This is a genomic window from Escherichia sp. Marseille-Q3837 (assembly GCF_916618735.1).
Classification (GTDB): domain Bacteria; phylum Pseudomonadota; class Gammaproteobacteria; order Enterobacterales; family Enterobacteriaceae; genus Escherichia; species Escherichia ruysiae.
This window is the reverse complement of the sequence record NZ_CAKAKC010000001.1, coordinates 2,350,925-2,376,740: the sequence shown is the minus strand read 5'-3', so window position 1 is coordinate 2,376,740 and position 25,816 is coordinate 2,350,925. Positions and strand designations below refer to the sequence as shown.

The following is a 25,816-nucleotide window of genomic DNA, read 5'->3' as shown; positions in this document are numbered from 1 at the left end:
TGCAGGTCGGATAAGATGCGTCAGCATCGCATCCGACAAGAAATGCCGGATGCGGCGTGAACGCCTTATCCAGCCTACGCACGACTGAATGACAACAACCGGATATGGAATTTGTAGGTCGGATAAGATGCGTCAGCATCGCATCCGACAAAAAGTGCCGGATGCGGCGTAAACGCCATATCCTGCCTGGGCGCTACAGCATATTCAATACATACTGGAATCGGCAGGTGGAGTCTATGGGCTGCCTGCTACTGGTATCAACACGCACTAACATATCGTGCAGTTGTCGATCGGTAATAGGGTGCTGCGTTGGCGCCACAGTCACTTTAGCGTCATCACATCCTTCAGCAGTAAAGGTAATCAACTGATTTACAAAGCGACAGTACGCGCCGCGTTCATCCATTTTACTGCCATCGCAGAGCTGACCATCTTTCATCAGGTAGGTCGATAAGTTTTGTTCAATCACTGACCCTGTTGATTTCAGATTCAAAACCTTACTGTGTTCAACACGGCTGTCACTCCAGGAGATATCATAATTTGTTAATGGCTCACCTGGGCAGGTTGTTGTATAGGTTGTAGGCCCCCTATAGTATTCCATCTTTGGTTGATAATTAATGATTACCTTTACAGTACTATTCGCCGTCATCCCCACCATCCACGGGCACGTCTCTGCCGAACCATTGACCTCAATCGTCAGTGATATTTTTAAGCATTCCCACCTGGCATCTGGGTCAATCTCTTTAACGCCCGGACAATAAGAATCTGCTACGACACCATCACCGCCTGGCATTACCGTTATTTTTGGTGCGGGAATGTTTCCTGGCCCTGTCCATGATTTATTCGGAATATCCCCCTCATAGACGCCCCAAGACCGATCCTGATAATATTCCCCATGATAAACTCCTGTGGTGGTGAGTAAATCAAGGTAAAAACGAAGCGTTGCATTGGCACCAACCGTCCCATAATAGATAGGCACATTATTATAGACTGCCCCCAGTTTCGCCTGGACTCCCTGGCTAAAACACAGCACCAGCATGGCGCATAAAAGTAATCGTATTTTTTTCATCTTATATATACTCGAAGGTTGCCGTCAGGTTGGCAGTAAAATCACCGAGCGTGACATCGCGACCGCTTTTCGCCTGTAGCCAGGCCCTGAAATGAATATCATTACTGCCATCGCTGAGCGTAAATTTCGCCCCGGTCGGGTTGTTAATCGCCACCCGCACACCATCGGTCGTTTCCATCCCAATTCCGACGCCCTGAGCGGTTGAGGTGGTATCCAGCGCGAGGAAACCCGGCTGTTCGCTGTCTTCCGTACCGGTAAGGGTCACCTGCACCTGGTAACTCGCTGGCTCTTTACAATCTTTCAGCTTAAACACCACCGGAACGCGCGGGGATTCCCCGGCGACCATAAGATCCTGACGACTGATGGCAGGAAAATGCACTTCTGCCAGATTTCCGCCCTCAACCACCAGCGTGCAGGATCGGCTTAATAAATTGCCGTAAAAATGCAGGTTGTTGTCCACGGCCAGGGCACAAGTGCCACCGGTCAACAGCAGCCCCGCTAACAGCGCGTAGCTGAACGAATAAATGCGTCCTGTCTTCATTGATAATCCACCCGCAATGTTGCCCAGGCTGAAAACGTGGTATCACTCAACACCGCACCGGCCGACTTCACTGGCACAGCCTCCAGCTTCGGCTTTTGCGTAAAATCGGTGGCGTTAATGGCAAGCGGCGTATTCAGCTTAAAACGCTGACCATCGTGCCGAAGCTCAATACCAAAACCGGGAACGTCTGTTTCGACAGCCGCGTCATTGTACGAGGTCTGCGTCCCCGTCCAGGTAAGTGTCATAATCCAGTCGGGATCGCGTACTGCGGAGTCACAGCTCAGGTCATAGTTCACTTCCCTGCGACCATAATCCCCGTTGATGCTGTCGATGATAAGATCGCGGAATTCCACTTCAATGGTCTTTCCCCCGCTAATGGTACAGACTGGAGGTGACACCAGCGTACCGTGGAAGGTGATGTCTTCATTTGCTGCCAGGGCAACGCCGCTGCAGGCGCAGAGTAAAAGGAGCGAGAGTTTTTTCATTGGTAATCCACCACCATCGTCATACTGGCGTTAAATTCCGCTGGCGTAAGCTGCACTCCGCTCTGTTTTACCGGCACGGCTTTGAGATTGGGCAACTGGTTAACATTGAAATCAGACCAGTTACCCTCACCCACTTTAAACAGGGAGTTATCGGCGCCGTTTTCAATGCGAATGCCCAGGCCTGAAATTTGCGTCGCAATGACCGTTTCCCCGTTAATCACGGTGGTGGTGCCTTTAAGCTGCATCCGCAGATCATCAACACCTGACGCCTTGTTTCCGCAGTTCAGGGTATATAACGCTTCCGTCGTGCGGTAATTTGTGCCATTGATTTTGTTAATGTACACATCGCCAAATTCAACATTGCTCCCCTTCACGGAACAGGGCGGAGGCCCATCCACCAGAACGCGCAACGTTAATAACACCGGTTTACTTTCTCCCGCGACGACCATGTTACCCGTCAGCCAGCCGCTCAGGAGAAAAATGCCCGTTCCCACCAGAAACGTGTATTTCATAAGACTCTCCCGGCATCAGCCTTTGCGGCTCTGCTCTGCATCCACCTGGCAACTATTGCCGTTGCATTTAAAGATCAGCGAAAGTCGCGCGCCGTAGTCGTTGACGTAAGTCAGCACCGGCACACTGTCCATCTTCACATTCAGCGGTGCGGATGTTTTCGGCGGCATCACCAGCGGCGTAAATCCGGCTGCCGGATTACCATTTTTCTGGGTACTGGCGTTGCTGAGGATCACGTAATACGGCGTCGGGTTATTAACGGTGAAGGCCTGCCCATTGCGGGTTAAGGTCACCTTGTGCTGCCACGGATCTCTCATATTGATTTCTGCCAGCGCCTTCGGTCGCCAGAACAGTTTGATACGCGTTTGCAGCGCAATTTGCAGGGTGTTCGGTTTGTTCGATTTTGGCGGAATTTCACGCACATTAAAGTAGAACATGCTCTCACGATCGGCAGGTAACTTGCTGATATCCGGCATTCCCTGGACTTTTACCTGACCATTCATCATCGCATCAATGCGCTGTACCGGCGGCAGAACCGTCAATGGCGAACTGATTTTGTTGCCCTTTTCGTCTTCTATCCAGCTTTGCGCCAGATATGGCAGCTTAGGGTCGTTATTGCGCAACGTGACGCTGATGGATTTGTCACTTTCTTTGAAGATCAGGCGGGTGCGGTCGGGCGTTACCGATGCGTGGGTTGTAAAACTGGCGGCGGTCACCAGCAGCGCCAGCGCCGGGGCAACCATTTTTGCGGTATTAGTCTGTGTATACATGGATCATTCCTTAATCACGTTATTGGTTAGCGGAGATAGCGACTGGCGGTGTACCCGGAGTGAGCTGCTGCGTCTGTTCCTGAATCACCGGTTTGATTTCCAGCGGAGTGGCAGGCTCCACCGCGCCTTTTTGCTTACACGGCAGTAACAGGCCGTTGAACAGATCGGCAGGCAGCGGGTCTGGCAGGGAGATCTCACAGTGGGAAGCCCCATTCCATGAGACACTCATACGTTCGCCAGCTTTTACCCCGGCCAGATAGACGTTGCCGTCATCGTCAACCAGACCGACCTGCTGGTCGTGTTCGTTTTTCACTTCTGCACCAAATGGCGGATAACTACCATCACTCATGCGCAGGACAGCCATCGCCTTTTGCCCACTGATGACCGCAAATTTACGGTAGCCAATGGCTCCTTCGGTGAGCGTCGCCTGAACCACTGACTGCGTGGCTTCGGCATTCTCTGGCAGTTTAGTCAGGTCAATAGTGGCCTGGTTACGGTAGTAGTTATTGACGTCCGCAACAACAGCTTTACCGAACATGTTGGTGTAAACCGCTGAACCGTTACCTTCGACCGGTACATCAGCCACGCCATCAGCGTCGATAAGCAGGCGCGTACCGCCCATGTTTTGAGTACGATGCAACGCGCCACCGTGAGCCGTTAACGTGGCTCCGCCTTGCAGCGACAAGCCGGCAGAAGTGTACTGCCCTTCATGGTAGTTAGCACTCAGATCCACATGTGCCATTGAACCGTCATGGCTGTAATAGCCATCGACACTGGAGTGATTTTCACTGCTGCCAACGTTTATCTGATAGTGGCTGGCGTCATCAATACGGTTGAAGTATCCCACCTGACTGCTGTCTGAACCGCTGCCGTAGTTGCCGTTGTAACTCACGGTGCTGTTATCACCCCACGGCATACTTAAGGAGATATAGACGCCTTTATCGGCGCTGTTGTCATACTCGTAGCGATAACCTGTCAGGGAGATACTCATGTTACGAATGCCGCCCATGTTGAAATAATGGGAGAGCATGACGTTGTAGTTGGTCTGCTCCTCGCGATCCCAGTAGGTATGGCGCATATAGTTCAGATAAACAGAAACGCTGGCATCCCTGAAGTTCTGGTTATAGGTGGCGGTGTACATCTCTTTATCATTGCCGGCGCGGACCATTTCGCTGTCATTCGCGTCCAGATACTCGCTCATGGTCATATAGTTTTCTTCAGAGAAGCGGTATCCCGCGAAGGTGACGCGGCTGTTTAGATCATCAAAGTCTTTGGAGTAACTGACGCGGAAAGAGTTACCGTCGAGTGTGCCCTTGCCGTAAGCGGTTGAATCGTCAAGCCGGGTATGTGAATGGGTAATATCAAACGCCATCGCGCCGAAAATGGAGAGATCGCGCCCGATGCCAAGCGCGGCAGACTGGTAGTTTTCATCGCCCAGCGCCCCGCCGTACAGCGACCAGCCGTTGGCTATCCCCCAGGACGCTTCACCACCGGAGAAAAATCCGCCCTGTACATGGTGCCCCCACTCCTGCGGGCGCCCCATCATCACTTTGTATCGCACCTGGCCCGGACGCGTCAGGAACGGCATGGAAGCGGTGCTGATGTCATACTCTTGCACCTGGCCGTTCAACTCTTCAATGCGCACATGCAGCGTACCAGAGTTAAATTCACCGAGATCCTGAATACGGAATGGCCCGGCAGGCACCTGGGTTTCATAAATTATGCGCCCGGCCTGGCTGACGGTGACTTTCGCCGCTGTATGAGCCACGCCGGAAATATCCGGAGCATAGCCGCGCAGGTTCGGCGGCAACATTTGATCGTCGGTGCTGATGCTACCGCCGATGTAGTTAAAACCGTCAAAAATATCGGAGTCGAGGTAGTCTTCGCCAAGTGCCAGTTTGGCTTTCAGACTCGGTAACGCACGCCAGGCGTAGTAACGGCTCCAGTCCCCGTGTCTCTCGGTGCTGTTATCCGTCTCTTCATCGTTACTGCGGGTGTGCTGATAATCACTCTGCCAGTCGGCGCGCAGGCGCCACGCCCCGAGATTAACGCCAACCGTACCATTACCGCTGATGTCGTTGCTGTCATCGCCGCCATTTTCTTCGTGTCGGGTTTGGGCGTTGATGCTGTAATCGGCAATTAAACCGGGGATACCATCATCCCAGCGCGAAGGCGGATCCCAGTCTACATCGCTGTATTCAAGATAAGCCTGCGGTAAGGTGATGAGCAGTGCGGACTGGCTTAAATCAGCACGTATTTCCAGACCATCAAGCTGGCCTGGTTTGAGGCATTTACCGTCGTGATCCCATTGCAATTTTTGTGCAATATCTTCTTTAAAACCAAGCTGCGCCACCAGCTCTGACGACAGGCAAGCGTAAGTTTTATTTTTATCGTTTTCTGACGCATACCAGTAAATATCATATTCATCGGGTAACGGCTGTTTATTTACCTGAATCTGTAAATTATATTTACCCGGTTCAACATAACCCTGGCTGGAAAAACGCTTCAGATCAATTTTCGTGTCGCCTTTTAATTCCAGAAAACGGGAATCAAACTGAATATCTTCGTCGGCCCAGGCATTGATATGGCATCCAGATATTGCCATGGCAACGCACCAGGGAAGCGCCCGTAAGCGGAAAAGGGAATGGTCAGGCATACACGTATCCATCCGTGGTTATTTAAAGACTATCGAAACGCTAAAAAACCCTCATAGCATTGCGGCTATGAGGGGGAATACCTTAGAGATAGGTAATCTGGAAGGTGGTATTCGCTTCAAAACCGCCCAGGTCCGGTGCGTCAGTCGCACCTACCAGCCAGGCTTTAAAGTTTAAAGTTTGTTTCGGTTTGCCTTTGGAGGTTGCAGTATCTTTTACGATCTGCTGATTAATGCCAGCGCCACTTTTGTAAGAGGTTCCTTGTTGATCACCAATCGCCAGGCTCACGTTGTTAAACGCCGCACCGGTATCGGTATTAAAAATGGTGTAGTAGTTGCCGCTATTCGCCGTAGACACAGTACCGGTGAAGGTAGTGGTCATGGTAGTTTGGGTATCAAACACGCAATCCTGTAAACGAATCTGGAAATCTTTCGGCGTGGTAGTGCCGTTGTTTTTCAGTTTTTCCGCACCGATATTACCCATATCCACTTCCAGTTTGTGATCGTCTGGTACGATAGAGCAAACGGAATCTTCAATGGTGCCGTAAAAACGGGCAGTACCGTTGTTACCTTCTGCGAAAGAAGATGTTGAAGTGAACGCACCCATTACCATTGCTGCTGCAATAGCTGTTTTTACAAACTTACTCATTATTTGTCCTTAAACCATAAATAATTAGAATATAAGCCAACTGAAATATTGATGATAAAATCCCTCAATCTTTCTTCAGCAGCTTTTAACCAACCATTGAATAGGATTTCTGATCCATAAAATACGGGTTGCACGAGATGATATTCTTTGGCGTGGCGGCAATGTTGATATTTTAATGAGAGTGGTTCAATTTAAATTTACTAACAACACTGTGTAGAAATTTTTAAATAATCAATAGTGCAAATAATATCTTGAGGGTTATCTCAAAAAACAGCAGAACATTTCATCAAAACGGCACGAACACTTTACCCTATGAATGATTCTGGATCATAAAACAGCTAAAAATAAATATGGCAATTGTGATTATATCTTCCCGAAGATATAATATTAATTCTTCTGAATTAATATTATATCAAGACCCTAAAATACCTGCTCAATAATCTCTCTCTTTATTTTTTAACACATCTTTTCGAAAAATAATAACCCATGCAAAAAAGCAACAATTACTTCCATATGTAACTTTGTGAAAATAAATAACTGACCTTGCTATAAATGGAAACATTTATTTTTTCATAACAGGAGGATTAAACGCATTTAATTAGCAATAATTTCAATACAGTAAGCAAAACTAAGGCCCGACAGCATACGCCAGCGGGCCTTACACGTTCATATCAAATTGCTTTTGCCATCTTCAGATTACACGGGCTCATCTGCCAGTTGAATTGACCTTTTCCGCTTTCATCAAGCGTTACGCTGGCAATGGCCGAGGTGGTAAACATAGGCGGCGTTTCGCCCGGACATAACTCGGCGACCAGATACCCGACTAAGGGTAAATGGGAGATCACCAGTACCGAAGCAACACCTTCATTGGTCAACGCCTGCAGATAGGCACTGACCAGGCCAACATCGCCGCAGGGCGTTAACTCCGGCAGAACTTCTGCACTGGAAGGCAGGTTCAGACAATCCCCTACTTCGTCCAGTGTTTGCTCGGCTCGCAGGAACGGGCTCACCAGAACGCGTTCGATTTCCACTTTTTGACCTTTCAGCCAGTTCGCCATCAGGCGAGATTCGTCACAACCGTTAGTGGTCAGAGGACGAACCGAATCACTGGCGGCATCGAGGGCTGCGTCGCCGTGACGCATGATAAAAACTTGCATATTGCACCGCTTTTGTTAACCAGATTCGCCCGTTTTCTTTCATCTGAAACCAGAGAAAGAAAACGGTGGCCGGCATTGTGCCTTATCCATTCACCGAATGAAACGCTGTTTTTTACCTCAATGGCGTAAGTATAGTCAATATGCGTTTGCATTTTGAACAACACTCCGCCATTCAGCGCGGATTCATATAGCTTTGACCTTCTTATTGCAGGTCAGTTGCAGTTGTTTTCCAAAAACTTTCCCCTCGCTCGCTCATCTCTACTAAACGCTCGCAAGGGGTAAAACGGGAACCATACTGCGTGGCCAGTCGTTGCATTATTGCAACCACTTCGCTCGCGCCGAGAGAATCGATATAGCGGAACGGTCCACCAAGAAATGGCGGAAAACCAATGCCAAATACCGCGCCAATATCTCCGTCACGCACGCTACGGATAACCTGCTCGTCCAGACAACGTACTGCTTCATTCAGCATCAACATCACGCACCGTTCAGCAACCTGCGGTGCGGAGAGCCGCCCCTGCCCTTGCGCGCCAATCAGCGGGTAAATGGCGGGATCGACCTGTTTTTTGCTTTTACGCCCTTTCTGACCGTAAAGATAGAATCCCCGACCATTTTTTCTACCTTTGCGATCGTCGTTCAAAATTGAAGAAACAACATTTGCAGGCGCGCTAAAACGTTCTCCATAAGCGGCTTCCAGTACAGGAATAATTTTAGTCCCGGTATCGATTCCTACCTCATCCAAAAGTTGGATTGGCCCTACCGGAAAACCAAATTTCACCAGCGCAGCATCAATGTGCTCTACCCGTTCACCTTCGGTCAACATGCGGATAGCTTCATTAATGTAAGGCGCTAAGATGCGATTGACGTAAAACCCGGCTTTGTCACGCACGACAATGGGCGTTTTGCCCTGTTTTTTCGCCAGTTTTACCGTGGTGGCGATGGTTTGCGCCGATGTAACCGCATGAGGAATGATCTCCACCAGCGGCATTTTTTCCACCGGACTGAAGAAATGCAGGCCGATAACTTGCTCTGGTCGCGTGGCGTGAGCGGCAATATCGCCAATCGGTAAAGATGAGGTATTCGAAGCAAAGATGGTATGAGCGGCGCAATTCTGCTCAACTTCTGCCACCATTTGTTGTTTTAATTCGAGATTTTCAAACACTGCTTCAATAATCAGATCGCGATGGGCAAAGCCGCGATAATCCGTCGTTCCCGAAATTAATGCCAGCTGTTTGTCGCGTTCACTGGCTTTGAGATGCCGACGGCGCACTTTGCCCTCAAGCTGATCCCAACTGTATTTCAGCGCATGATTAATCCCCTGGACGTTGATATCTTTAATTCGTACCGGCAGACCCGCTTTACAGGCAGTGACGTAAGCAATACCGCCGCCCATCAAGCCACCACCTAAAATTCCCACACTGTTTAAAGGAGCGGGGGCAACATCGCTGCCGGGATCTTTCTTCACGTCGGTACTGGCAAAAAAGATATTGCGCAATGCCTTTGATTGCGACGTCATCGCCAGTTCACCAAAGGCTCGAGCTTCAGCGTCATAGCCGCTACTGGTGCCCTGCGCTAACCCGGTCTCGATAACCTCAAGAATACGTTTTGTCGCCGGGTAGTTGCCCTGGGTTTTCTGTTCTGTTTTTTTGCTTACCATTTTGAATAACAGCGCACGACCTAATGGCCCCGCCATCACACGTTTGCGAATCGGAAGTGCCCGCGAAACCGGACGATCCTGCTTCGCCAGCTCTACAGCGGCTTCCAGTAAAATGGAGTGCGGAACGACGTCATCCACCAGTCCCAGCTTTAACGCCTGCTTTGCCCGAAGTTGTTTTCCAGTGAGGATCATCTCTAATGCTGTGCTGACACCTATCAGGCGTGGTAAACGCTGGGTGCCGCCTGAACCGGGTAACAATCCTAGCTGAACTTCAGGCAAACCGAGCACCGTTTTAGGATCGTCAGTACAAACACGACCGTGGCACGCCAGCGCCAACTCCAGTCCACCGCCCAGGCAAGCGCCGTGAATGGCGGCAATAACCGGAACTGGCAAGGCATGAATTTCCGCCATCAGCTGTTGCCCCTGCCGCGCCAGTGCTTCCGCTTCTTGCGCCGTTTTGCAGTTGCCGATCATGTTGATATCCGCGCCGGCAATAAAGTTGTCCGGTTTCGCGGAGATAAACACCACGCCGCGCAGATCTTTATTTTCGCGGAGTTGTTTAATAATGGTGCGTACCTGTGAGGCAAACTCCGCCTTCAGGGTGTTCATTTTCTCGCCAGGAACATCAATGGTGATGACGGCAATATTGTCCAGACGCATATTGAGGGTAAATGCTGATGCCATTTCCATTATTCCGCCTCCAGAACCATTGCTGCACCAAGCCCACCTGCGGCACAGGCGGTCACTAAACCAAATCCACCGCCGCGACGGCGAAGTTCATGCAATGTCTGGGTTATCATCCGCGCACCAGTAGCCGCGAAGGGATGCCCGTAAGCAATCGAACCGCCAAGCACGTTAAATTTGCTGTCGTCCACTTCACCAGTGGCATGTGCGCGCCCCAGCACATCGCGGGCAAAACGTTCACTACCCAGCAACTGAATATTCGCCAGCGTCTGGGCAGCAAATGCTTCATGCATATCAATCAATGTCAGATCGCTCATCGTTAAACCGGCACGTTCCAGCGCCAGCGGCATTGACCAGGCTGGACCGAGCAACATGTCCTGCCAGACATCTATCGCGGTAAATGCATAACTGCGCAGATACCCCAGCGGCACCAGCCCTAATTCTTTCGCCCGCGATTCGGTCATCAGGATCACCGCCGCAGCGCCATCGGTCAGCGGCGTACTGTTCGCTGCCGTTACCGTTCCGTGTTTACGATCAAACGCCGGACGCAGCTTTGCGTAATCGGCAAGCGTGGAATTACCGCGAATATTATTATCTTCCGCGAACGGTTGTTTATAAGGGGGGATAAAGGCGGTCATCACTTCTTCTTTGAGTTTACCTTCCGACCACGCCTGAGCGGCTCGCTGATGCGAACGGTGCGCTAATGCATCTTGCTGTTCGCGGGTGATGCCGTAAGTTTTCGCCATTTGTTCAGCGGTGTCCCCCATCCGCAAGCCGGTGGAATATTCCGCTACCGCAGGCGGCACGGGCATTAAGTCGCGCAAACGTAGGCGAGAGAAGAGTTTCAGACGCTGGCTCAGCGTGCGGGCTTTGTTGACATCCACCAGCACGCGCGCCAGTTTTTTGCTAACGCCAATCGGCAATACCGACGAGGAATCTGCTCCACCGGCAATCCCCGCACGAATGGTTCCCGCCATCAGGCTTTCGGCGACGTTTGCAACAGCCTGGAAACTGGTGGCACAGGCACGACTGACGCTGTAAGCATCGGTATGGACGTTCATTCCGGTGCCAAGAACAATTTCACGCGCAATGTTGGGGGCTTCCGGCATTTGTACGACCTGACCAAAGACCAGTTGTTCAATCACTTCGGCGGGGATCTCGCTACGAGCAAGCAGTTCTCCGACGACCATCTTCCCCAAATCAACAGCGGGAATACCATGAAAAGCCGTCGCCTGGCGAGCAAAAGGCGTGCGTAATCCGCTAACAATGGCGATACGATCGCCCTGGCGGGTAACCAGCGGTAAAACCTGACTCATAACACTCCCCTGTAAAAAAATAGATAAAGTGGTCTGACCTGATCATAGTCTTAACCATTTTTTTACATTTAGCCAAGTGGAGAAAAGGGAAAGTGGGAGCTATGACACAGAGAGAAAAGAAGAAGAGAAAACAAAACGCCCCTGCCAGCAACTGGCAGGGGCGTGCGTACCTGAGAGGAATTAACGCAGACCCAGCTGGAAGATCAGCATTTCAGCTTCGCAGGCAAAAGTGAAATCGATATCCAGGCGAACACCATCAGACTCTTCAGTGAAAGTCGGGGTGATTTTGCACGGTTCGGATTCCACGCTACGGGCTTTTTCAGTCAGCGCCGCCAGCGTTTGTTCTGCTTCTGCGCGGTTTGCAAACACGCGGCTGTAAGACGCGGTGCAATCGGAGTTGTCCATAATGGTGCCAACATCCATACAGCAGCAAACCGGGGTTTCATCAGCACTACATTTACTCATCGTTGATTTCCTCTGTATGTGCACCCAAGGTGCCAGATAAACGTTGCGGATATTTTACGCTTCCGGAAAGTGCTGCTCCAGTTGTTAATTCTGCAAAATCGGATAAGTGACCGAAATCACACTTAAAAATGATCTAAAACAAAATTCACCCGGATGGATGAGTGCGCCACCTCTAAATTTTGCCAGCTGGATCGCGTTTCTTAGATCATATTTGAAAAAAGATAGAAACATACTTGCAACATCCTATCTGGTCAGACCTATACTCTCGCCACTGGTCTGATTTCTAAGATGTACATCAGCCCCTACACTTCGCGCTCCTGTTACAGCACGTAACATAGTTTGTATAAAAATAAATTATTGAGGTTATGGTCATGAGCCAGAAAACCCTGTTTACAAAGTCTGCTCTCGCAGTCGCAGTGGCACTTATCTCCACCCAGGCCTGGTCGGCAGGCTTTCAGTTAAACGAATTTTCTTCCTCTGGCCTGGGTCGGGCTTATTCAGGGGAAGGCGCAATTGCCGATGATGCCGGTAACGTCAGCCGTAACCCCGCGTTGATTACCATGTTTGACCGCCCGACTTTTTCTGCGGGTGCGGTTTATATTGATCCGGATGTAGATATTACCGGGCATTCTAATTTAACCGGTCAGAGTGCAAATGCTAAAAATATCGCACCGACAGCGTGGGTCCCTAACCTGCACTTTGTCGCGCCTATTAACGATCAGTTTGGTTGGGGAGCGTCAATAACGTCCAACTACGGCCTGGCTACGGAATTTACCGACAACTATGCTGCTGGTATCTATGGCGGTAAAACCGATCTGCAGACAATCAACCTTAACCTTAGCGGGGCTTATCGCCTTAACAATAGCTGGAGTTTTGGTCTTGGTTTTGATGCTGTTTACGCCAAGGCAAAAATTGAGCGTTACGCCGGTTCGCTGGGGCCTTTGTTGTCTCAACAGTTGATTGCCCAAGGTGTACCCGCGTCATTGACCAATGGTATTAATACTCCGGACTCTCAAATTGCTCATCTGAAAGGTGACGAGTGGGGTTTTGGCTGGAACGCGGGTATTCTTTATGAACTGGATAAAGATAACCGTTGGGGCCTGACATATCGTTCAGAAGTTAAAATCGACTTCGAAGGGGATTACAAAAGCTCCATTAACCCAAATCTGAACAACATTTTGGGTAATATGGGCTTGCCGTATGGCACGATGGGTGCAACACAAAATGGATCCTTGACGCTCAACCTGCCTGAGATGTGGGAGATTTCTGGTTATAACCGTGTTGCGCCGCAGTGGGCAATTCACTACAGCATGGCCTATACCAGCTGGAGTCAGTTCCAGGAGTTGAAAGCGAAAGGCGATAGTGGTCAGACGCTGTTCTATAAAGATGAAGGATTCCGTGACGCATATCGTATCGCGTTGGGTACAACCTACTATTACGATAAAAACTGGACCTTCCGTACCGGTATCGCCTATGACGACAGCCCGGTTCCGGCAGATAAACGCTCTATTTCCATTCCTGACCAGGATCGTTTGTGGTTAAGTGCTGGGTTAACCTATGCATTTAATGAAGATGCATCCATTGACGTTGGCGCATCTTATATGCATGGTCAGAAAGTGAAATTCACCGAAGGTGAAGGTGCGGCAGCTTATTCTTTTGAGTCTGAAGGTAAAGCCTGGCTGTTCGGGACTAACTTTAACTACGCGTTCTAATAACACGTTCGTTTAATAAGAAAAAAGGTGAGTTTTACGACTCACCTTTTTTATTTGCGTCTTATTCAGAATCGATATCTTTTAAATCATCCTGAATCGCTTGCGCGTTCGGGTTTTCTTGCGGTTTGAGCTCACCGCCATTGGCGATGAAATCATGACGCTGGAAGTAAGCCTCGCGCACCATAATGTAAGGATCGGAGGACTGACGAAGCAAGCCGTCAGAATCCAGCAACTGCGCACGAGTTTCGATCCCTTCAAGCGTCCATTTACCCACCGACATCGGCCAGGTCAGCCAGGAAAGTACCGGGTAAAGGCTGTCTGCCATATCACCGCCGTCATCACGCAGCGTAAAGCTACCGTAGAACGGTAACTGAACGTACGGCCCATAACCCACGCCATAGTGACCGAGCGTACTGCCAAAACGGTGAGGTTCGGTGCGTTGCAGTTTCGGGTTCGCCATCCTAGCAACATCAATAAAACCGCCCATTCCCAAAATGGTGTTCAGGAAAAAGCGGGTAAAGTGGACCATCCCCTGATAAGGGTCACCCTGCAAGAAGTAGTTAACCATCACCGCAGGTTCTTCCAGGTTGCCGGTGAAGTTGCTCAAACCGTTACGCGCCGGTTGCGGAACATAATCACGCCAGGCGACCGCTACCGGTCGAACCACATACGGGTCTAACACATTGAAGTTAAAATTGTACATGGTGCGGTTGAACCCTTCTAACGGGTCAGAACGCCCTTGCTGATCTGTACCGGAACTCGCACACCCCACCAGAAGCGTAGTTCCCAGAGCAAGCGCCGACAGGCGAAGCTTCATAAATGTCTCCCTGTTTTTTATGGCTTTTTTATGGCTTATGCAGTTTGCCATCCATGACGGAACGATACCGTATCCGCCTGTTTAGGTGTGGGCGATTGTAACAGCACGTCAACTGATGTCCAGACGCCCTGGTTTGCTGACTTGATCATAGCCTGGTAATCGCCGCCCTGTAGGCTACTTGATTCTGTAGAAACAGAAAAAGGCAAACGCAGCCTTTTATACATTTTCAGAGTAACTCCCGCCAGTTGCGAGCAAAAAAGCCGCTACGCTTTAGCTATACGTGCTAATTCAAGAGACGACATCATGGACAATGACAAAATAGATAAACACAGCGATGAACTTGAAGTAGAGAGCGAAGAAAAAGAGCGTGGAAAAAAAATAGAAATAGATGAAGACCGGCTCCCCTCCAGAGCGATGGCTATTCACGAACATATCCGTCAGGACGGCGAAAAAGAGCTGGAGCGCGACGCGATGGCGCTACTGTGGTCAGCCATTGCGGCGGGTCTGTCGATGGGCGCTTCGTTACTGGCAAAAGGGATATTTCATGTCGAACTGGAAGGCGTACCGGGGAGTTTTTTGCTGGAGAATCTGGGTTATACCTTTGGTTTTATTATCGTCATTATGGCACGCCAGCAATTATTTACTGAGAATACCGTAACGGCGGTACTACCAGTGATGCAAAAACCGACCATGGGCAACATCGGCTTACTGATGCGGTTATGGGGCGTCGTGCTGCTGGGTAATATTCTCGGAACAGGTATTGCGGCGTGGGCGTTTGAGTATATGCCTATCTTTAATGAAGAAACCCGCGATGCGTTTGTCAAAATCGGCATGGATGTGATGAAGAACACCCCCAGCGAGATGTTTGCCAACGCGATCATCTCCGGCTGGCTTATAGCCACAATGGTATGGATGTTCCCTGCGGCGGGAGCGGCAAAGATTGTAGTAATTATATTGATGACGTGGCTTATCGCGCTGGGCGACACTACCCACATCGTCGTCGGTTCAGTAGAGATCCTCTATCTGGTCTTTAACGGCACGCTGCACTGGAGCGATTTCATCTGGCCATTCGCGCTACCTACTCTGGCGGGAAACATCTGCGGCGGCACCTTCATCTTCGCATTAATGAGCCATGCGCAAATCCGTAACGATATGAGTAACAAGCGTAAAGAAGAGGCACGCCAGAAAGCAGAACATGCGGAAATCATTAAGAAAAATGATAAAAATCCGCTATAAGTGGCGAGGGTTTAAGCAATCGAGCGGCAGTGTACTTACTCCGCTGTTTAATAGCGGTTATACTCATGCCGCATTGTCCTCTTAGTTAAATGGATATAACGAGCCCCTCCTAAGGGCTAATTGCAGGTTCGATTCCTGCAGGGGACACCATCCCGCCGTACACTAACGTCTACCATTGTCTATAAACCCCATGTAACCATATAAAAATAAAGAGATTTTATTCTCATGACGTCCATTGCCGTCTATTGAAATCAAGTAAATCTATGGGGCATAATTGGGGGCATTGCTGGTTCGATTGTAAATGTGCCCCCAATATGTCCAGAAATACCCTCAACAAATTAACAGACCGTCAGTGCAAAGCAGCTAAGCCACGAGACAAAACTTATAAATTGTCTGATGGTGGTGGTCTTTATCTTGAAGTATCCCAGACCGGGTCGAAGTATTGGCGAATGAAGTATCGCCGCCCATCAGATAAGAAAGAAGACAGACTTGCTTTTGGTGTATATCCAACCATTAGCTTACAAGACGCCAGAGAAAAACGAGACAACGCCAAAAAGTTGTTAGTCAAGGGGATAGATCCCAAAGCAGAGCAAAGAGCAGCAAAAGCAGAAGAAAAAGGTGCATTCACTTTTGAGACAATAGGACGTCAATGGGTTGAAAGCCACCAGATGTGGAACGAAGCCCACCGAAAACGCGTACTTAGAAGCCTTGAAATGTATATTTTCCCTCACATTGGCACTTCGGATATTCGCAAACTGGAGGCGATGACAATTTTACCTTTGTTTAAGAAGGTAGATGACGCCGGGAAACACGATACAGCCAACCGACTTAAACAACGAGTTAAGGACATCATACATAGCGCCCGTCTGAGCGGCATTAAGACAGAAATCATCACGAATGATCTCGATGTCCGGTTAATGCAATATGAAACTAAGCATCATGCCGCACTACATCCCAGAGATTTACCAGACTTTTTCACTCGATTGGGCAGCTTTAAAGGTAATCCTCTTACCCGCCTTGCCATTGAGCTAACCATGTTGACCTTTGTTCGTTCAAGCGAGTTAAGGTTTGCCCGTTGGAAAGAGTTTGACCTTGATCGGGCTGAGTGGATTATCCCTAAAAAAAGAGAGCCTATCGATGGTGTGAGGTTTTCCACCCGTGGCACAAAGACGGGAAAAGACGAACATATCGTGCTTCTTAGCCGTCAGGCTGTTTCTATTGTAAAGCAGTTGAGAGAACTAAGCGGAAGCTACGATGTTGTGTTTCCGAATGAAAGAAACACCAAAGGCGTGATGAGTGAAAACACGGTAAACAAGGCATTACGCTTAATGGGCTATAACACGCAAGAGGACGTAACTGGACATGGATTCCGTGCCACAGCCTGTAGTTCCCTGATGGAGTCCGGTTTGTGGCAGGAGGACGCAGTAGAGCGCCAGATGAGCCACAAAGAATATAAAGACGTTAAAAGAGCCTACAAGCACAAGGCTGATTACTTAGAAGAGCGCAAACTAATGCTTCAATGGTGGGCAGATTATCTGGACGCCAATCGAGAAATACACATAAGCCCTTACGAGTTCGGAAGGAGAACACGCCGTGACTAAGATGACAGGACTAGATGCGTTTTATAACGAGTCAGAAGATAAAATCTGGTTTGGTAATCTGATCAGCGAACTGGCAAGATAGACTGGCCCCCTGAATCTCCAGACAACCAATATCACTTATTTAAGTGATAGTCTTAATACTAGTTTTTAGACTAGTCATTGGAGAGCAGATGATTGATGTCTTAGGACCGGAGAAACGCAGACGGCGTACTACACAGGAAAAGATCGCTATTGTTCAGCAGAGTTTTGAACCGGGAATGACAGTCTCCCTTGTTGCCCGGCAACACGGTGTGGCAGCCAGCCAGTTATTTCTCTGGCGCAAGCAATACCAGGAGGGAAGTCTTACTGCTGTGGCCGCAGGAGAACAGGTCGTTCCTGCCTCTGAACTTGCTGCCGCCATGAAGCAGATTAAAGAACTCCAGCGCCTGCTCGGCAAAAAAACGATGGAAAATGAACTCCTTAAAGAAGCCGTTGAATACGGGCGTGCAAAAAAGTGGATAGCGCACGCGCCCTTATTGCCCGGGGATGGGGAGTAAGCTTAGTCAGCCGTTGTCTCCGGGTGTCGCGTGCGCAGTTGCACGTCATTCTCAGACGAACCGATGACTGGAAAGATGGTCGCCGCAGCCGTCACTCAGATGATACGGATGTGCTTCTCCGTATACACCATGTTATCGGAGAGCTGCCCACATATGGTTATCGTCGGGTATGGGCGCTGCTTCGCAGACAGGCCGAACTTGATGGTATGCCTGCGATCAATGCCAAACGTATTTACCGGATCATGCGCCAGAATGCGCTGTTGCTTGAGCGAAAACCCGCTGTACCGCCATCGAAACGGGCACATACCGGCAGAGTGGCTGTGAAAGAAAGTAATCAGCGATGGTGCTCTGACGGGTTCGAGTTCCGCTGTGATAACGGAGAAAAACTGCGAGTCACGTTCGCGCTGGACTGCTGTGACCGTGAGGCACTGCACTGGGCGGTCACTACGGGCGGCTTCAACAGTGAAACAGTACAGGACGTCATGCTGGGAGCGGTGGAACGCCGTTTCGGCAACGAGCTTCCGGCGTCTCCAGTAGAGTGGCTGACGGATAATGGTTCATGCTACCGGGCTAATGAAACACGGCAGTTTGCCCGGATGTTGGGGCTTGAACCGAAGAACACGGCGGTGCGGAGTCCGGAGAGTAACGGCATAGCAGAGAGCTTCGTGAAAACGATAAAGCGTGACTACATCAGTGTCATGCCCAAACCAGACGGGTTAACGGCAGCAAAGAACCTTGCAGAGGCATTCGAGCATTATAACGAATGGCATCCGCATAGTGCACTGGGTTATCGCTCGCCACGGGAATATCTACGGCAGCAAGCCAGTAATGGGTTAAGTGATAACAGGTGTCTGGAAATATAGGGGCAAATCCACAAGACTAAACAATGAAAATGAAAGAATGATAGCTGCCGCTATCTTAAGTAACTACAGATTGAGCAAGACTAAACCAGATACTTTAGGGGGGCTGGGCTTTTATCAGTTCGATTGGGTATCTGGTTTTACGACAAATGAAGACTTTGAAAAGCAGTGTGTGGAGTTTTTAGGTCTTCTGGCTATGGGGCATGAATACAGGGAGAGCCCGATACCGGGGGAAGAAGGGACTTTCAACGTTAGGAAAGGAGAAGACTTTTTATATCACGATGATGAGGATGATTGGTATGGGTCTTACGATTCGTTTTATTTCAAGCGATCCGAGGTTGTGAACTTCTTCCCAGAACTGGATATGAATGTTCCAGATAACGAACCAGAAATTGGAGCACTGTCAAAAAAAGTAGAAAGAGAACAAAACTGGAGAGGAAAAGATACGGCTTTAAAGATGATCGCCGGAATGGCGATTGCCTTATTTGAATCAAGCAAAGATTTCCATAGTGGAGGAAACCTTAGTATCAATAGGGTTAGTGCCCAAGTAATAGAAAACAACATAATATTCGGGAACGATGAAGACAGCGATACCCACCCAGATACATTTCGGAGATTGCTAACGAACGCTTTGGATAAGTACGCCCCCAAATTTAAGAACAAAGCAACCAAAAAGCGTCCAAAATAAAGGAAGGATGTTCCCAAATTGTGCGTTAGAACTAAAAAATAACGCCCAATTTGGGGTAATTCTATTCCCAAAAATTTTTTCTCCAAATTCACAGAAAACTTAAAAAAACAATGATTTACTATCTCACATAGTCAAGCAACGTATTACGAGGTAGATATGAAAAAGTCGCTGATTCGGCTATCTGAGGTTTTGAAACGCACTGGCTATAGCAAGGCGTGGGTATATGCTCTGATGAGCCGAGGACAATTCCCCCAATCAGTCAAGATTGGTGCTCGCGCAATAGCTTTTATTGAAAGCGAGATCGATGACTGGATCGATCAACGTATAGCCGAATCGCGTAGCAACTAAAGAACAGAAACAAACAGGATACAAACAATACGTTATTAGGTATTAAGAATGCAGTTGAAACCTACCAATCAAAAGCTGAACGTAACCCATGTTGATTTTGAAACCTTCGCGGCACTGATTAGATCAGAGCCACAAAAGGTGAGCACCAGCACCAGGGTTTATGATGTGAAATCCACCAGCGGTGGAAAAGCTATCGGCATTGCCTCTGGCGATGATTACTTAGTAATAGATCTGATTTAATCGCACAAAAATTGTAGAGTAATTTGGGGAGACAGGAAGTCTCCTCCGTATTGCATTTTGGTACAACAGTAAGGGAATAAAATGATTAATTACCTGACCGCTAAAGACGCAGCAGAATATCTTGGCGTCTGTCTGTCACGCTTCTATCAGTTAAAGCGATATATCCGAAGCTTTCCTCCCTATATAAATCAGACCATCAATGGTCGCAAGCGCCGGGTGTGGCTTGCCTCCAGCCTTGATCAATTTGCCGACAGATTTCTGGGGGGACGAAAATGAGCACTCTTACACGCTCTCAGGTCGCCGCGAATATACGCGATATCCTACTAAGTGGCAGGAAGCTTACCCCAAAAGAGTTTGACGACATATTAAGGAAAGCCGGAAATCACGAACGTAGTCGCGTTTTAACGCTGTTACGCAACGATTGGGGAATTCCTGTTGAGCAGTTTAAAACAGGGGCGTATCACGTCACAGAACGCAATTTAGAAGCATACCACAGCGATAAAGACGAAACATTGAAGATCTGGAGGACGAACGCCAGATATGTAAAGACATTGCGTAAGGTAAACATAACGTTGTCGTTGTTGCGTGGGCTGGTGGGTAAAGTGCCTGAAGACACGCTTAGAACTGTTTACAAGGGTATTGAAACCAAATACCTGTGATTGACAAAGCAGAAAGCCGACTTTGCGAGAGTCGGCTTTGAAGCAATTGAAATATATGAACTTTACACATGGAATTATACGATAAAGACGCGAGTCTATCCACAAAATCACAAGCCGTAATCAATCACATCAATGGTCGCACATTAGCTTATGTGAAATCAGTTACGCACAAACGTAATGAATTAAAGGCAGAGAATAAACGCCAATCATCAAAGGCTAACCACTGCATACCACCAGCCTGGACAAAGAAGAAATGGCGTACAATGAGGCGAGCTTTGTTTACTCTGGATGTCGAATCAACTAGTGGTATCCCCTACTCCTTTACCTTCAGACCCGTTAAGGGAACAACGCCAGAGAAATTCAACAAAGCGTTAAAGGCACTTACCAGATGGTTGACTTCGAAAGGCAATCAGTGGGTTTACGTCATGGAGTGGGCTCAACACCAGTCAGAGCCGCATGTACACGCAATAATCATGGTGAACGAAAGAAGCATTAATGGGCAAGCTGGCAAAATTGTCAGCAAATGGGTAACACTGGCAAACAATGCAATCCCATCAAATGTTCCTCCTCAGTGGGATCTAGATTTGAAAGGTCAGCAATATTCAGAGCCTACCAAGCATATAGGTAAACAAATTGATTACATGGCAAAGCCCGAAACTAAGTTAAATGACTTTAATAGAGAGGCGAGCAAGAGCCTATATGATTGGTCAGATGCCAGCGTTTGGGGTTATTCGAATGGCTGGGCGCGGCATGAGATAAAAAAAGAAACACTTTCTGTCACTGGCTTTCATGCTGTAAGACGCATACTAAAAGCCGTTCAGGCATCAAGGAAAGACAACTACAAATCTAAGCGGCAGATACAGCGTACATTAAAACGGCAAGACATAAATCGCTCACCAATCGCCCCATTCGAAGCACCGTTAATTAGCAAGCACGATTGGGACTTATCAGTGATAGCGGTCACCAAAGAGGCAGAGACAGAGCGTAGGGAGTTACTATCCTCACAGATAATAAACTCGAACAAAGTACAAACCCACCCGCTGTTAAGGATGTTAAGAAAAGCACGAGTGAGAGCATCCAGAGCCAGAAGAGAAAGCGGAGGTTATGACCATTACTACTAGTAGTGACAGATCGTGACAAGGCAGAGCAAAAAACGACCAATAATAAGAGAAATATGCCTGCCAAACAGCCAAAAGCGCGGAGCGCGGCAAACGCAGCGAGAGGCGCAAGAAGGCGAACCTATCCATTGAAACGGTCAGAAGAGCGCATCGCGCTCGATGACCGGAGTCCCAACTAACACCATCAATAAAAGATCAAAGTCTTAGAAAAAAATGATTTTCCATTGATGGGCATCCATCCGTAAAAATCAATTTTTTAGAAAAAGTACTTATAGAAATTAATCACTTTATAAGAATGTGTTGACGTTAGCAGGCATCGCTTAAGCTCATCATTAATTACATAAAAAACAATCCAATAGAGATATCTGGCAATCAAAACCCCAGAAAAAAACCATCAACATAACATCAACTTTATAAGCGATTTTACCGGTATTTCTTAGGTTGAATTCACGTAGAAATCTCAGTCGTGAATTTAAACCACATAGAAGCAATTTTTTGCATAATTGTACCTGAGTTAGTTTCCTTTAACATGTTACTTAACCATCCCAAAAATAAATCCAATGATGATCCTCAGGTCAGACGGGCGATATTGATACCTTACCTGGCAGTACCTGGCAGTCGGCTGTGCCTAAAGCGGACGTTAGGAATAAACCAATGACGAGCAGGTCACATCATTGGTTAAGGGACACAGCTTGTACCAATTTATATTTTTGATTGTTCTAAATCCAATCACTATAATAGTTCATCTGACAATGATTAACTTGCTTCAATACTCCCTTGCTCATCTATTTTTTTACCATTCTGACAAGCAACCAGGCTCTCATTACATGCTTTAATATCCAGAAAATGTCCTATTGTGAACTCAGTAGTCAGCAATGATATCAATTCCAAGTATTTACGAACTCTTCGAGGCATATCTATTACATTATAGATTAGTAATGCTAATCTTTGTTCAGCAGTTTCACCATCCAGATTAACTATTGCAGAGCGACAGCAATAATTAAAAACATGCTCAACATATCCATCATACCGTGGATTGTGTGCTCTACCACCAGCTAAAATAGCTCCATCTATGCAAGCCATCACTGTTACGTTTCTCACAATTGCAGTTAGGTAGTTTAGAGAAGATCCTGTTGCAGAAATGGTTTCTCCATATTTTTCCATAAACTTGAATACTAAGTATGTATCAGAAATTTCTGCTGAGCGGCTGAGATATAATATATCATCATACAAAATTGGAACAGGTGTACCCGAAGATAAGTTAGTTTGAATGCTTTTTTTTCTTTCCGGCAAAGATAAAGAGTTTAAAATCCTCATGACAAAGGAATTCATATTTGCCGTTGGATACTCTGAACTATACGCTAATTCACACATCAAATGGTCAATGCTAAGCAATGGGATACTATTTGCTATAGAAAGCTGGAAGGTAGAGTAAACAGCCCAATCAACCAAATCTCTTACTTTAACTAATAACTCTGGTGTATCTGCTGGTTTCAGCGGTTCTACTGTTACAAATTCAAGTAATATCTGGAGATTATGAATAAAATCACATGAATCCCTTCGAATATCTTCAGATGTGACTCTATAAAGTCCTTTATCAGATACACCTATAGACATGTAGTCTTCTCTTAGAATATTTTCAATCCACCCTTCCAATACTTGCTTTGTATATTTACATACAATTATTTCTATATTCGAATCTACTACAGCTGAAGAAAAACCCATTAATGAGAAATAAACAGCCGTATACACATCAATAATTACCTTATTTGGTGTTTCTTCTCCACTATTGAATAACTTCAAATATTTGGTTGATGTAATTGACGTTAAATGTGTTATAGCCCCTCTTACAGGGTCTGTAGGATCCGTAAAATTGCCTTTCATCGTTAAAGGTATATTGGGGGTATGCAATACTGCATCCCTTTCTTTATCTTTCGTAGAATATCGTTTTAGAATATTCTCAAAATAAGGAATGAATTCCTCTTCATGAGGAGGTAGAGAAAATTGTCTGAAAACATCAGTACCATCGTTACCTTTACTGCGAAGCTCCACAGCCTGCCTAAATACTGCGACGTAAGGAGGCACACGCTTAATCATTGTAAAGTCACCAGAACAATCTCCTTCCTGCATATTCTCGAGAATCTGTCCAAGTGGTGACTCTATTTCTAACAAGCACGGATGACTAGCCTCAACGTCACGTACAAGAATTCGGGTAAATGTTTCAAACCCATCAGAATATGTAATACCATCCCCACACTTATTAGGGACAAGTGGATTACTATTAACTTTTTGGCTATTTATCAATGAGTTTGCGTGAATCTGGGTCAAAGGCTTTGCCACTTTTACTGGGTTTTGGACAAACCAATCAACAAGCACTCTCTCCGCAATGTGTATATCAATATAAGTCGCTATTTCATTAACTAATGTGATCTTTGACTCATCGTAGGTAGAAAAAATAACTTCTGGGATCTCAAAAACAATTTCTTTAAGAAACTGCGCATCCCCCCCATTTTTTCTTGATGTGTGCAGCAATAAGTACCAGGAATAAGGGTTGTTTGGTGAAATTTCAATTGCAAATCTGATCGATTTTATTGATAGCTCATATTCATCTAATCGGTCGTACACTTGGGCTTCTCTTAAATAAATTAGCTCTGTTTTATCGCATGGTTCTAAGTGCTTTATTTTATTTAAAAATAAATCAATCTTATCACTGAGAAATAGAGCGTTAAGATAACATTCGAAAATCGGAGATACCCAAGCTTCATCAGATAACAATGGGGTGAGATAATTAACCGCGTTCAATGGTAAATTACATAAAATAAATTTATCGCATAAGTTTAATATGTTCGCAGGGTTTATTAGCATAAACTTTTTAGAATCTAATTCTAAAAAATCTTGCGCTTTTTTATCCAGCAGTTGGATTTCATTCTTATCGTCAACCGAACATACTAGCGCCCTAAGGTACAAGTTCAAGAAGGAATTAATATAATCATCTCCTGTTTCAATTATCCCTCCATTGTCTATCCAGTTATTTACGTCTTTAGCTTTCATCTGATTATTCTCAATAGCAAAAATAAGAAATGAAAACTTTTCCAAATCCAAAACATCAGATACTAATTCAAATTTAATATCGGGAGTGCTCATTCCTATTGAGGACTGCTCTAGATACTCCGCAGAAAAGGAGTCTATCTCCCTAACTTTATCAATATGCAACTTTCCTAAATTATAAAGTCGACTATCTGAAAAATAGGTAAGTTTAAGCAAATTGGTTAAAACAGCGATATATCTATCATCTTTTCCATCATCAATATCAGCTAGTAATTGGATTATTAACCGGTCAACATTATCTTTTTCCTGTTTACTAAGTGAAACATAATGATTACGTTGGTTTCGAGTTATGAGTAAACAGGTTTCAGTGTATAGCCGAAGAATCCTTGAATTATTGGATGAATAATACTTATCCAGATTCTGAGCCAGTTCAAACGCAAAAACAAAATCTTGGACTCTTAAAGCACCGCGAACTAATCCAGTTAACTCTTGCTCGGATAAATCATAAACCTCTGTGTTATGATAGCTTTTAGATAGCTCTTCCATTGAGGCTAATCGCTCAAAGAACACCTCTTTGAGATAGAACCCATCTATTTTTAAATCTGAATATCTTTTTTTAGCTAACTCTTCAGAGGTTCTCGATTCCAAATCGATCAATATAGATGTAATGACCTCACGAACATCACCAGGGAGGTCATTGTTCTGTAGCAATTTTAGAAGATCATTTTTTGATGATGATATCGAGCCTTTTACCAACTCAAGCTTTACATTCAAAGCATTCAATAGTAGATATACATCATTTTCTAATGAATGAATATTATTAAGAACGTCTAGCTTTTCACGAACTCTGCCTAATTCTCTATAGCAAATATCTCTCATTATACTGTCTATAACAGTCCGCAGATCCCTAGATTTAATACTACGAATTATATATTCGTATTTGTCACCTATGATATTGTCACCTACGCCACTGTGTATTTGATCTACCATCATCGTCCAT

At 46.7% G+C, this 25,816-nt stretch carries 23 protein-coding genes and 1 tRNA gene; 11 read left to right on the top strand and 13 right to left on the bottom strand.

Going from position 1 to position 25,816, the window contains the following annotated elements:
• Positions 1 to 193 precede the first annotated feature (193 nt).
• The 11 genes from LG381_RS11120 to LG381_RS11070 all read right to left on the bottom strand — a co-directional run bounded on the left by LG381_RS11120 (position 194) and on the right by LG381_RS11070 (position 11,953).
• The gene (locus tag LG381_RS11120) at positions 194 to 1,066 is read right to left on the bottom strand and encodes a StfH/YfcO family fimbrial adhesin (protein WP_105290562.1); all 873 of its coding nucleotides are present in this window, start codon (positions 1,064 to 1,066) and stop codon (positions 194 to 196) included.
• A 1-nt stretch (position 1,067) separates the two neighbouring features.
• The gene (locus LG381_RS11115; protein WP_225762415.1) at positions 1,068 to 1,607 is read right to left on the bottom strand and encodes a fimbrial protein; all 540 of its coding nucleotides are present in this window, start codon (positions 1,605 to 1,607) and stop codon (positions 1,068 to 1,070) included.
• Positions 1,604 to 2,092 (bottom strand): fimbrial protein, encoded by a 489-nt coding sequence (locus LG381_RS11110; RefSeq protein ID WP_225762414.1) that lies wholly within the window; start codon positions 2,090 to 2,092, stop codon positions 1,604 to 1,606. The genes LG381_RS11115 and LG381_RS11110 overlap by 4 nt, the downstream gene beginning before the upstream one ends.
• Positions 2,089 to 2,604, bottom strand: coding sequence for a fimbrial protein (locus LG381_RS11105; RefSeq protein ID WP_222680224.1), 516 nt, complete (start codon positions 2,602 to 2,604; stop codon positions 2,089 to 2,091). The genes LG381_RS11110 and LG381_RS11105 overlap by 4 nt, the downstream gene beginning before the upstream one ends.
• A 15-nt stretch (positions 2,605 to 2,619) precedes the next feature.
• Positions 2,620 to 3,372, bottom strand: a complete 753-nt coding sequence (locus LG381_RS11100; RefSeq protein ID WP_065227328.1) for a fimbria/pilus periplasmic chaperone — start codon at positions 3,370 to 3,372, stop codon at positions 2,620 to 2,622.
• A 19-nt stretch (positions 3,373 to 3,391) separates the two neighbouring features.
• Positions 3,392 to 6,028, bottom strand: coding sequence for a fimbrial biogenesis outer membrane usher protein (locus tag LG381_RS11095; protein ID WP_225762413.1), 2,637 nt, complete (start codon positions 6,026 to 6,028; stop codon positions 3,392 to 3,394).
• Between the two features lie 82 nt (positions 6,029 to 6,110).
• Positions 6,111 to 6,674 (bottom strand): fimbrial protein, encoded by a 564-nt coding sequence (locus LG381_RS11090; protein ID WP_000033322.1) that lies wholly within the window; start codon positions 6,672 to 6,674, stop codon positions 6,111 to 6,113.
• Between the two features lie 671 nt (positions 6,675 to 7,345).
• Entirely contained in the window at positions 7,346 to 7,831 is a 486-nt protein-coding gene (gene sixA, locus LG381_RS11085) for a phosphohistidine phosphatase SixA (RefSeq protein WP_001195811.1), read from the bottom strand.
• Positions 7,832 to 8,033: 202 nt separating this feature from the next.
• A complete protein-coding gene (gene fadJ, locus LG381_RS11080) occupies positions 8,034 to 10,178 on the bottom strand; it encodes a fatty acid oxidation complex subunit alpha FadJ (RefSeq protein WP_225762412.1) in 2,145 nt (714 codons plus the stop codon).
• Positions 10,178 to 11,488 (bottom strand): acetyl-CoA C-acyltransferase FadI, encoded by a 1,311-nt coding sequence (gene fadI, locus LG381_RS11075; protein WP_225762411.1) that lies wholly within the window; start codon positions 11,486 to 11,488, stop codon positions 10,178 to 10,180. Before fadI ends, fadJ begins: the two co-directional genes overlap by 1 nt.
• A gap of 180 nt (positions 11,489 to 11,668) precedes the next feature.
• On the bottom strand, positions 11,669 to 11,953 hold the full coding sequence (locus tag LG381_RS11070) for a YfcZ/YiiS family protein (RefSeq protein ID WP_001296261.1): 285 nt from the start codon (positions 11,951 to 11,953) through the stop codon (positions 11,669 to 11,671).
• Between the two features lie 371 nt (positions 11,954 to 12,324).
• On the opposite strand from LG381_RS11070, the gene fadL reads away from it, so the two are divergent.
• Complete coding sequence (gene fadL / locus LG381_RS11065; RefSeq protein ID WP_024212665.1) at positions 12,325 to 13,665, top strand: long-chain fatty acid transporter FadL; 1,341 nt, start codon at positions 12,325 to 12,327, stop codon at positions 13,663 to 13,665.
• Positions 13,666 to 13,726: 61 nt separating this feature from the next.
• On the opposite strand, the gene mlaA is transcribed toward fadL, so the two are convergent.
• Positions 13,727 to 14,482, bottom strand: a complete 756-nt coding sequence (gene mlaA / locus LG381_RS11060; protein ID WP_225762410.1) for a phospholipid-binding lipoprotein MlaA — start codon at positions 14,480 to 14,482, stop codon at positions 13,727 to 13,729.
• 303 nt (positions 14,483 to 14,785) lie between these two features.
• On the opposite strand from mlaA, the gene LG381_RS11055 reads away from it, so the two are divergent.
• From LG381_RS11055 to LG381_RS11010, 10 genes are all read left to right on the top strand, one after another.
• On the top strand, positions 14,786 to 15,718 hold the full coding sequence (locus LG381_RS11055) for a formate/nitrite transporter family protein (protein ID WP_137325615.1): 933 nt from the start codon (positions 14,786 to 14,788) through the stop codon (positions 15,716 to 15,718).
• Between the two features lie 75 nt (positions 15,719 to 15,793).
• Positions 15,794 to 15,868: transfer RNA gene (locus LG381_RS11050), tRNA-Arg, on the top strand.
• A gap of 164 nt (positions 15,869 to 16,032) precedes the next feature.
• On the top strand, positions 16,033 to 17,319 hold the full coding sequence (locus LG381_RS11045) for an integrase arm-type DNA-binding domain-containing protein (protein WP_000089393.1): 1,287 nt from the start codon (positions 16,033 to 16,035) through the stop codon (positions 17,317 to 17,319).
• Between the two features lie 170 nt (positions 17,320 to 17,489).
• Positions 17,490 to 18,718, top strand: a protein-coding gene (locus tag LG381_RS11040) for an IS3 family transposase (RefSeq protein WP_085959875.1) whose coding sequence is annotated in 2 segments (ribosomal slippage) — positions 17,490 to 17,805 and positions 17,805 to 18,718 — 1,230 coding nt in all. Because the reading frame shifts where the segments join, the coding sequence is not laid out codon by codon here.
• Positions 18,693 to 19,403 (top strand): hypothetical protein, encoded by a 711-nt coding sequence (locus LG381_RS11035; protein ID WP_225762409.1) that lies wholly within the window; start codon positions 18,693 to 18,695, stop codon positions 19,401 to 19,403. Before LG381_RS11040 ends, LG381_RS11035 begins: the two co-directional genes overlap by 26 nt.
• Positions 19,404 to 19,559: 156 nt before the next feature.
• Positions 19,560 to 19,751 (top strand): AlpA family transcriptional regulator, encoded by a 192-nt coding sequence (locus LG381_RS11030; protein WP_000749077.1) that lies wholly within the window; start codon positions 19,560 to 19,562, stop codon positions 19,749 to 19,751.
• A 48-nt stretch (positions 19,752 to 19,799) separates the two neighbouring features.
• Positions 19,800 to 19,991: a hypothetical protein gene (locus tag LG381_RS11025; protein WP_001176264.1), complete on the top strand. Its 192-nt coding sequence runs from the start codon at positions 19,800 to 19,802 to the stop codon at positions 19,989 to 19,991.
• Positions 19,992 to 20,072: 81 nt separating this feature from the next.
• Positions 20,073 to 20,267 (top strand): DNA-binding protein, encoded by a 195-nt coding sequence (locus LG381_RS11020; RefSeq protein ID WP_000611589.1) that lies wholly within the window; start codon positions 20,073 to 20,075, stop codon positions 20,265 to 20,267.
• Complete coding sequence (locus LG381_RS11015; protein WP_000105963.1) at positions 20,264 to 20,650, top strand: hypothetical protein; 387 nt, start codon at positions 20,264 to 20,266, stop codon at positions 20,648 to 20,650. Before LG381_RS11020 ends, LG381_RS11015 begins: the two co-directional genes overlap by 4 nt.
• Before the next feature lie 473 nt (positions 20,651 to 21,123).
• The gene (locus tag LG381_RS11010) at positions 21,124 to 21,771 is read left to right on the top strand and encodes a replication protein (protein ID WP_122358587.1); all 648 of its coding nucleotides are present in this window, start codon (positions 21,124 to 21,126) and stop codon (positions 21,769 to 21,771) included.
• A 753-nt stretch (positions 21,772 to 22,524) separates the two neighbouring features.
• Here LG381_RS11010 and LG381_RS11005 read toward each other — a convergent pair.
• Positions 22,525 to 25,809, bottom strand: coding sequence for a hypothetical protein (locus tag LG381_RS11005; RefSeq protein ID WP_000989353.1), 3,285 nt, complete (start codon positions 25,807 to 25,809; stop codon positions 22,525 to 22,527).
• Between the last annotated feature and the right edge of the window lie 7 nt (positions 25,810 to 25,816).

Coding starts and splice junctions, on each gene's coding strand:
- fadJ (WP_225762412.1), bottom strand. CDS start 10,178: ATGGAAATGGCATCAGCATTTACCCTCAATATGCGTCTGGACAATATT.
- LG381_RS11010 (WP_122358587.1), top strand. CDS start 21,124: ATGGTGAACGAAAGAAGCATTAATGGGCAAGCTGGCAAAATTGTCAGC.
- LG381_RS11015 (WP_000105963.1), top strand. CDS start 20,264: ATGAGCACTCTTACACGCTCTCAGGTCGCCGCGAATATACGCGATATC.
- mlaA (WP_225762410.1), bottom strand. CDS start 14,482: ATGAAGCTTCGCCTGTCGGCGCTTGCTCTGGGAACTACGCTTCTGGTG.
- sixA (WP_001195811.1), bottom strand. CDS start 7,831: ATGCAAGTTTTTATCATGCGTCACGGCGACGCAGCCCTCGATGCCGCC.
- LG381_RS11025 (WP_001176264.1), top strand. CDS start 19,800: ATGCAGTTGAAACCTACCAATCAAAAGCTGAACGTAACCCATGTTGAT.
- LG381_RS11090 (WP_000033322.1), bottom strand. CDS start 6,674: ATGAGTAAGTTTGTAAAAACAGCTATTGCAGCAGCAATGGTAATGGGT.
- LG381_RS11070 (WP_001296261.1), bottom strand. CDS start 11,953: ATGAGTAAATGTAGTGCTGATGAAACCCCGGTTTGCTGCTGTATGGAT.
- LG381_RS11095 (WP_225762413.1), bottom strand. CDS start 6,028: ATGCCTGACCATTCCCTTTTCCGCTTACGGGCGCTTCCCTGGTGCGTT.
- fadI (WP_225762411.1), bottom strand. CDS start 11,488: ATGAGTCAGGTTTTACCGCTGGTTACCCGCCAGGGCGATCGTATCGCC.
- fadL (WP_024212665.1), top strand. CDS start 12,325: ATGAGCCAGAAAACCCTGTTTACAAAGTCTGCTCTCGCAGTCGCAGTG.
- LG381_RS11115 (WP_225762415.1), bottom strand. CDS start 1,607: ATGAAGACAGGACGCATTTATTCGTTCAGCTACGCGCTGTTAGCGGGG.
- LG381_RS11055 (WP_137325615.1), top strand. CDS start 14,786: ATGGACAATGACAAAATAGATAAACACAGCGATGAACTTGAAGTAGAG.
- LG381_RS11100 (WP_065227328.1), bottom strand. CDS start 3,372: ATGTATACACAGACTAATACCGCAAAAATGGTTGCCCCGGCGCTGGCG.
- LG381_RS11020 (WP_000611589.1), top strand. CDS start 20,073: ATGATTAATTACCTGACCGCTAAAGACGCAGCAGAATATCTTGGCGTC.
- LG381_RS11005 (WP_000989353.1), bottom strand. CDS start 25,809: ATGATGGTAGATCAAATACACAGTGGCGTAGGTGACAATATCATAGGT.
- LG381_RS11105 (WP_222680224.1), bottom strand. CDS start 2,604: ATGAAATACACGTTTCTGGTGGGAACGGGCATTTTTCTCCTGAGCGGC.
- LG381_RS11030 (WP_000749077.1), top strand. CDS start 19,560: ATGAAAAAGTCGCTGATTCGGCTATCTGAGGTTTTGAAACGCACTGGC.
- LG381_RS11110 (WP_225762414.1), bottom strand. CDS start 2,092: ATGAAAAAACTCTCGCTCCTTTTACTCTGCGCCTGCAGCGGCGTTGCC.
- LG381_RS11045 (WP_000089393.1), top strand. CDS start 16,033: ATGTCCAGAAATACCCTCAACAAATTAACAGACCGTCAGTGCAAAGCA.
- LG381_RS11120 (WP_105290562.1), bottom strand. CDS start 1,066: ATGAAAAAAATACGATTACTTTTATGCGCCATGCTGGTGCTGTGTTTT.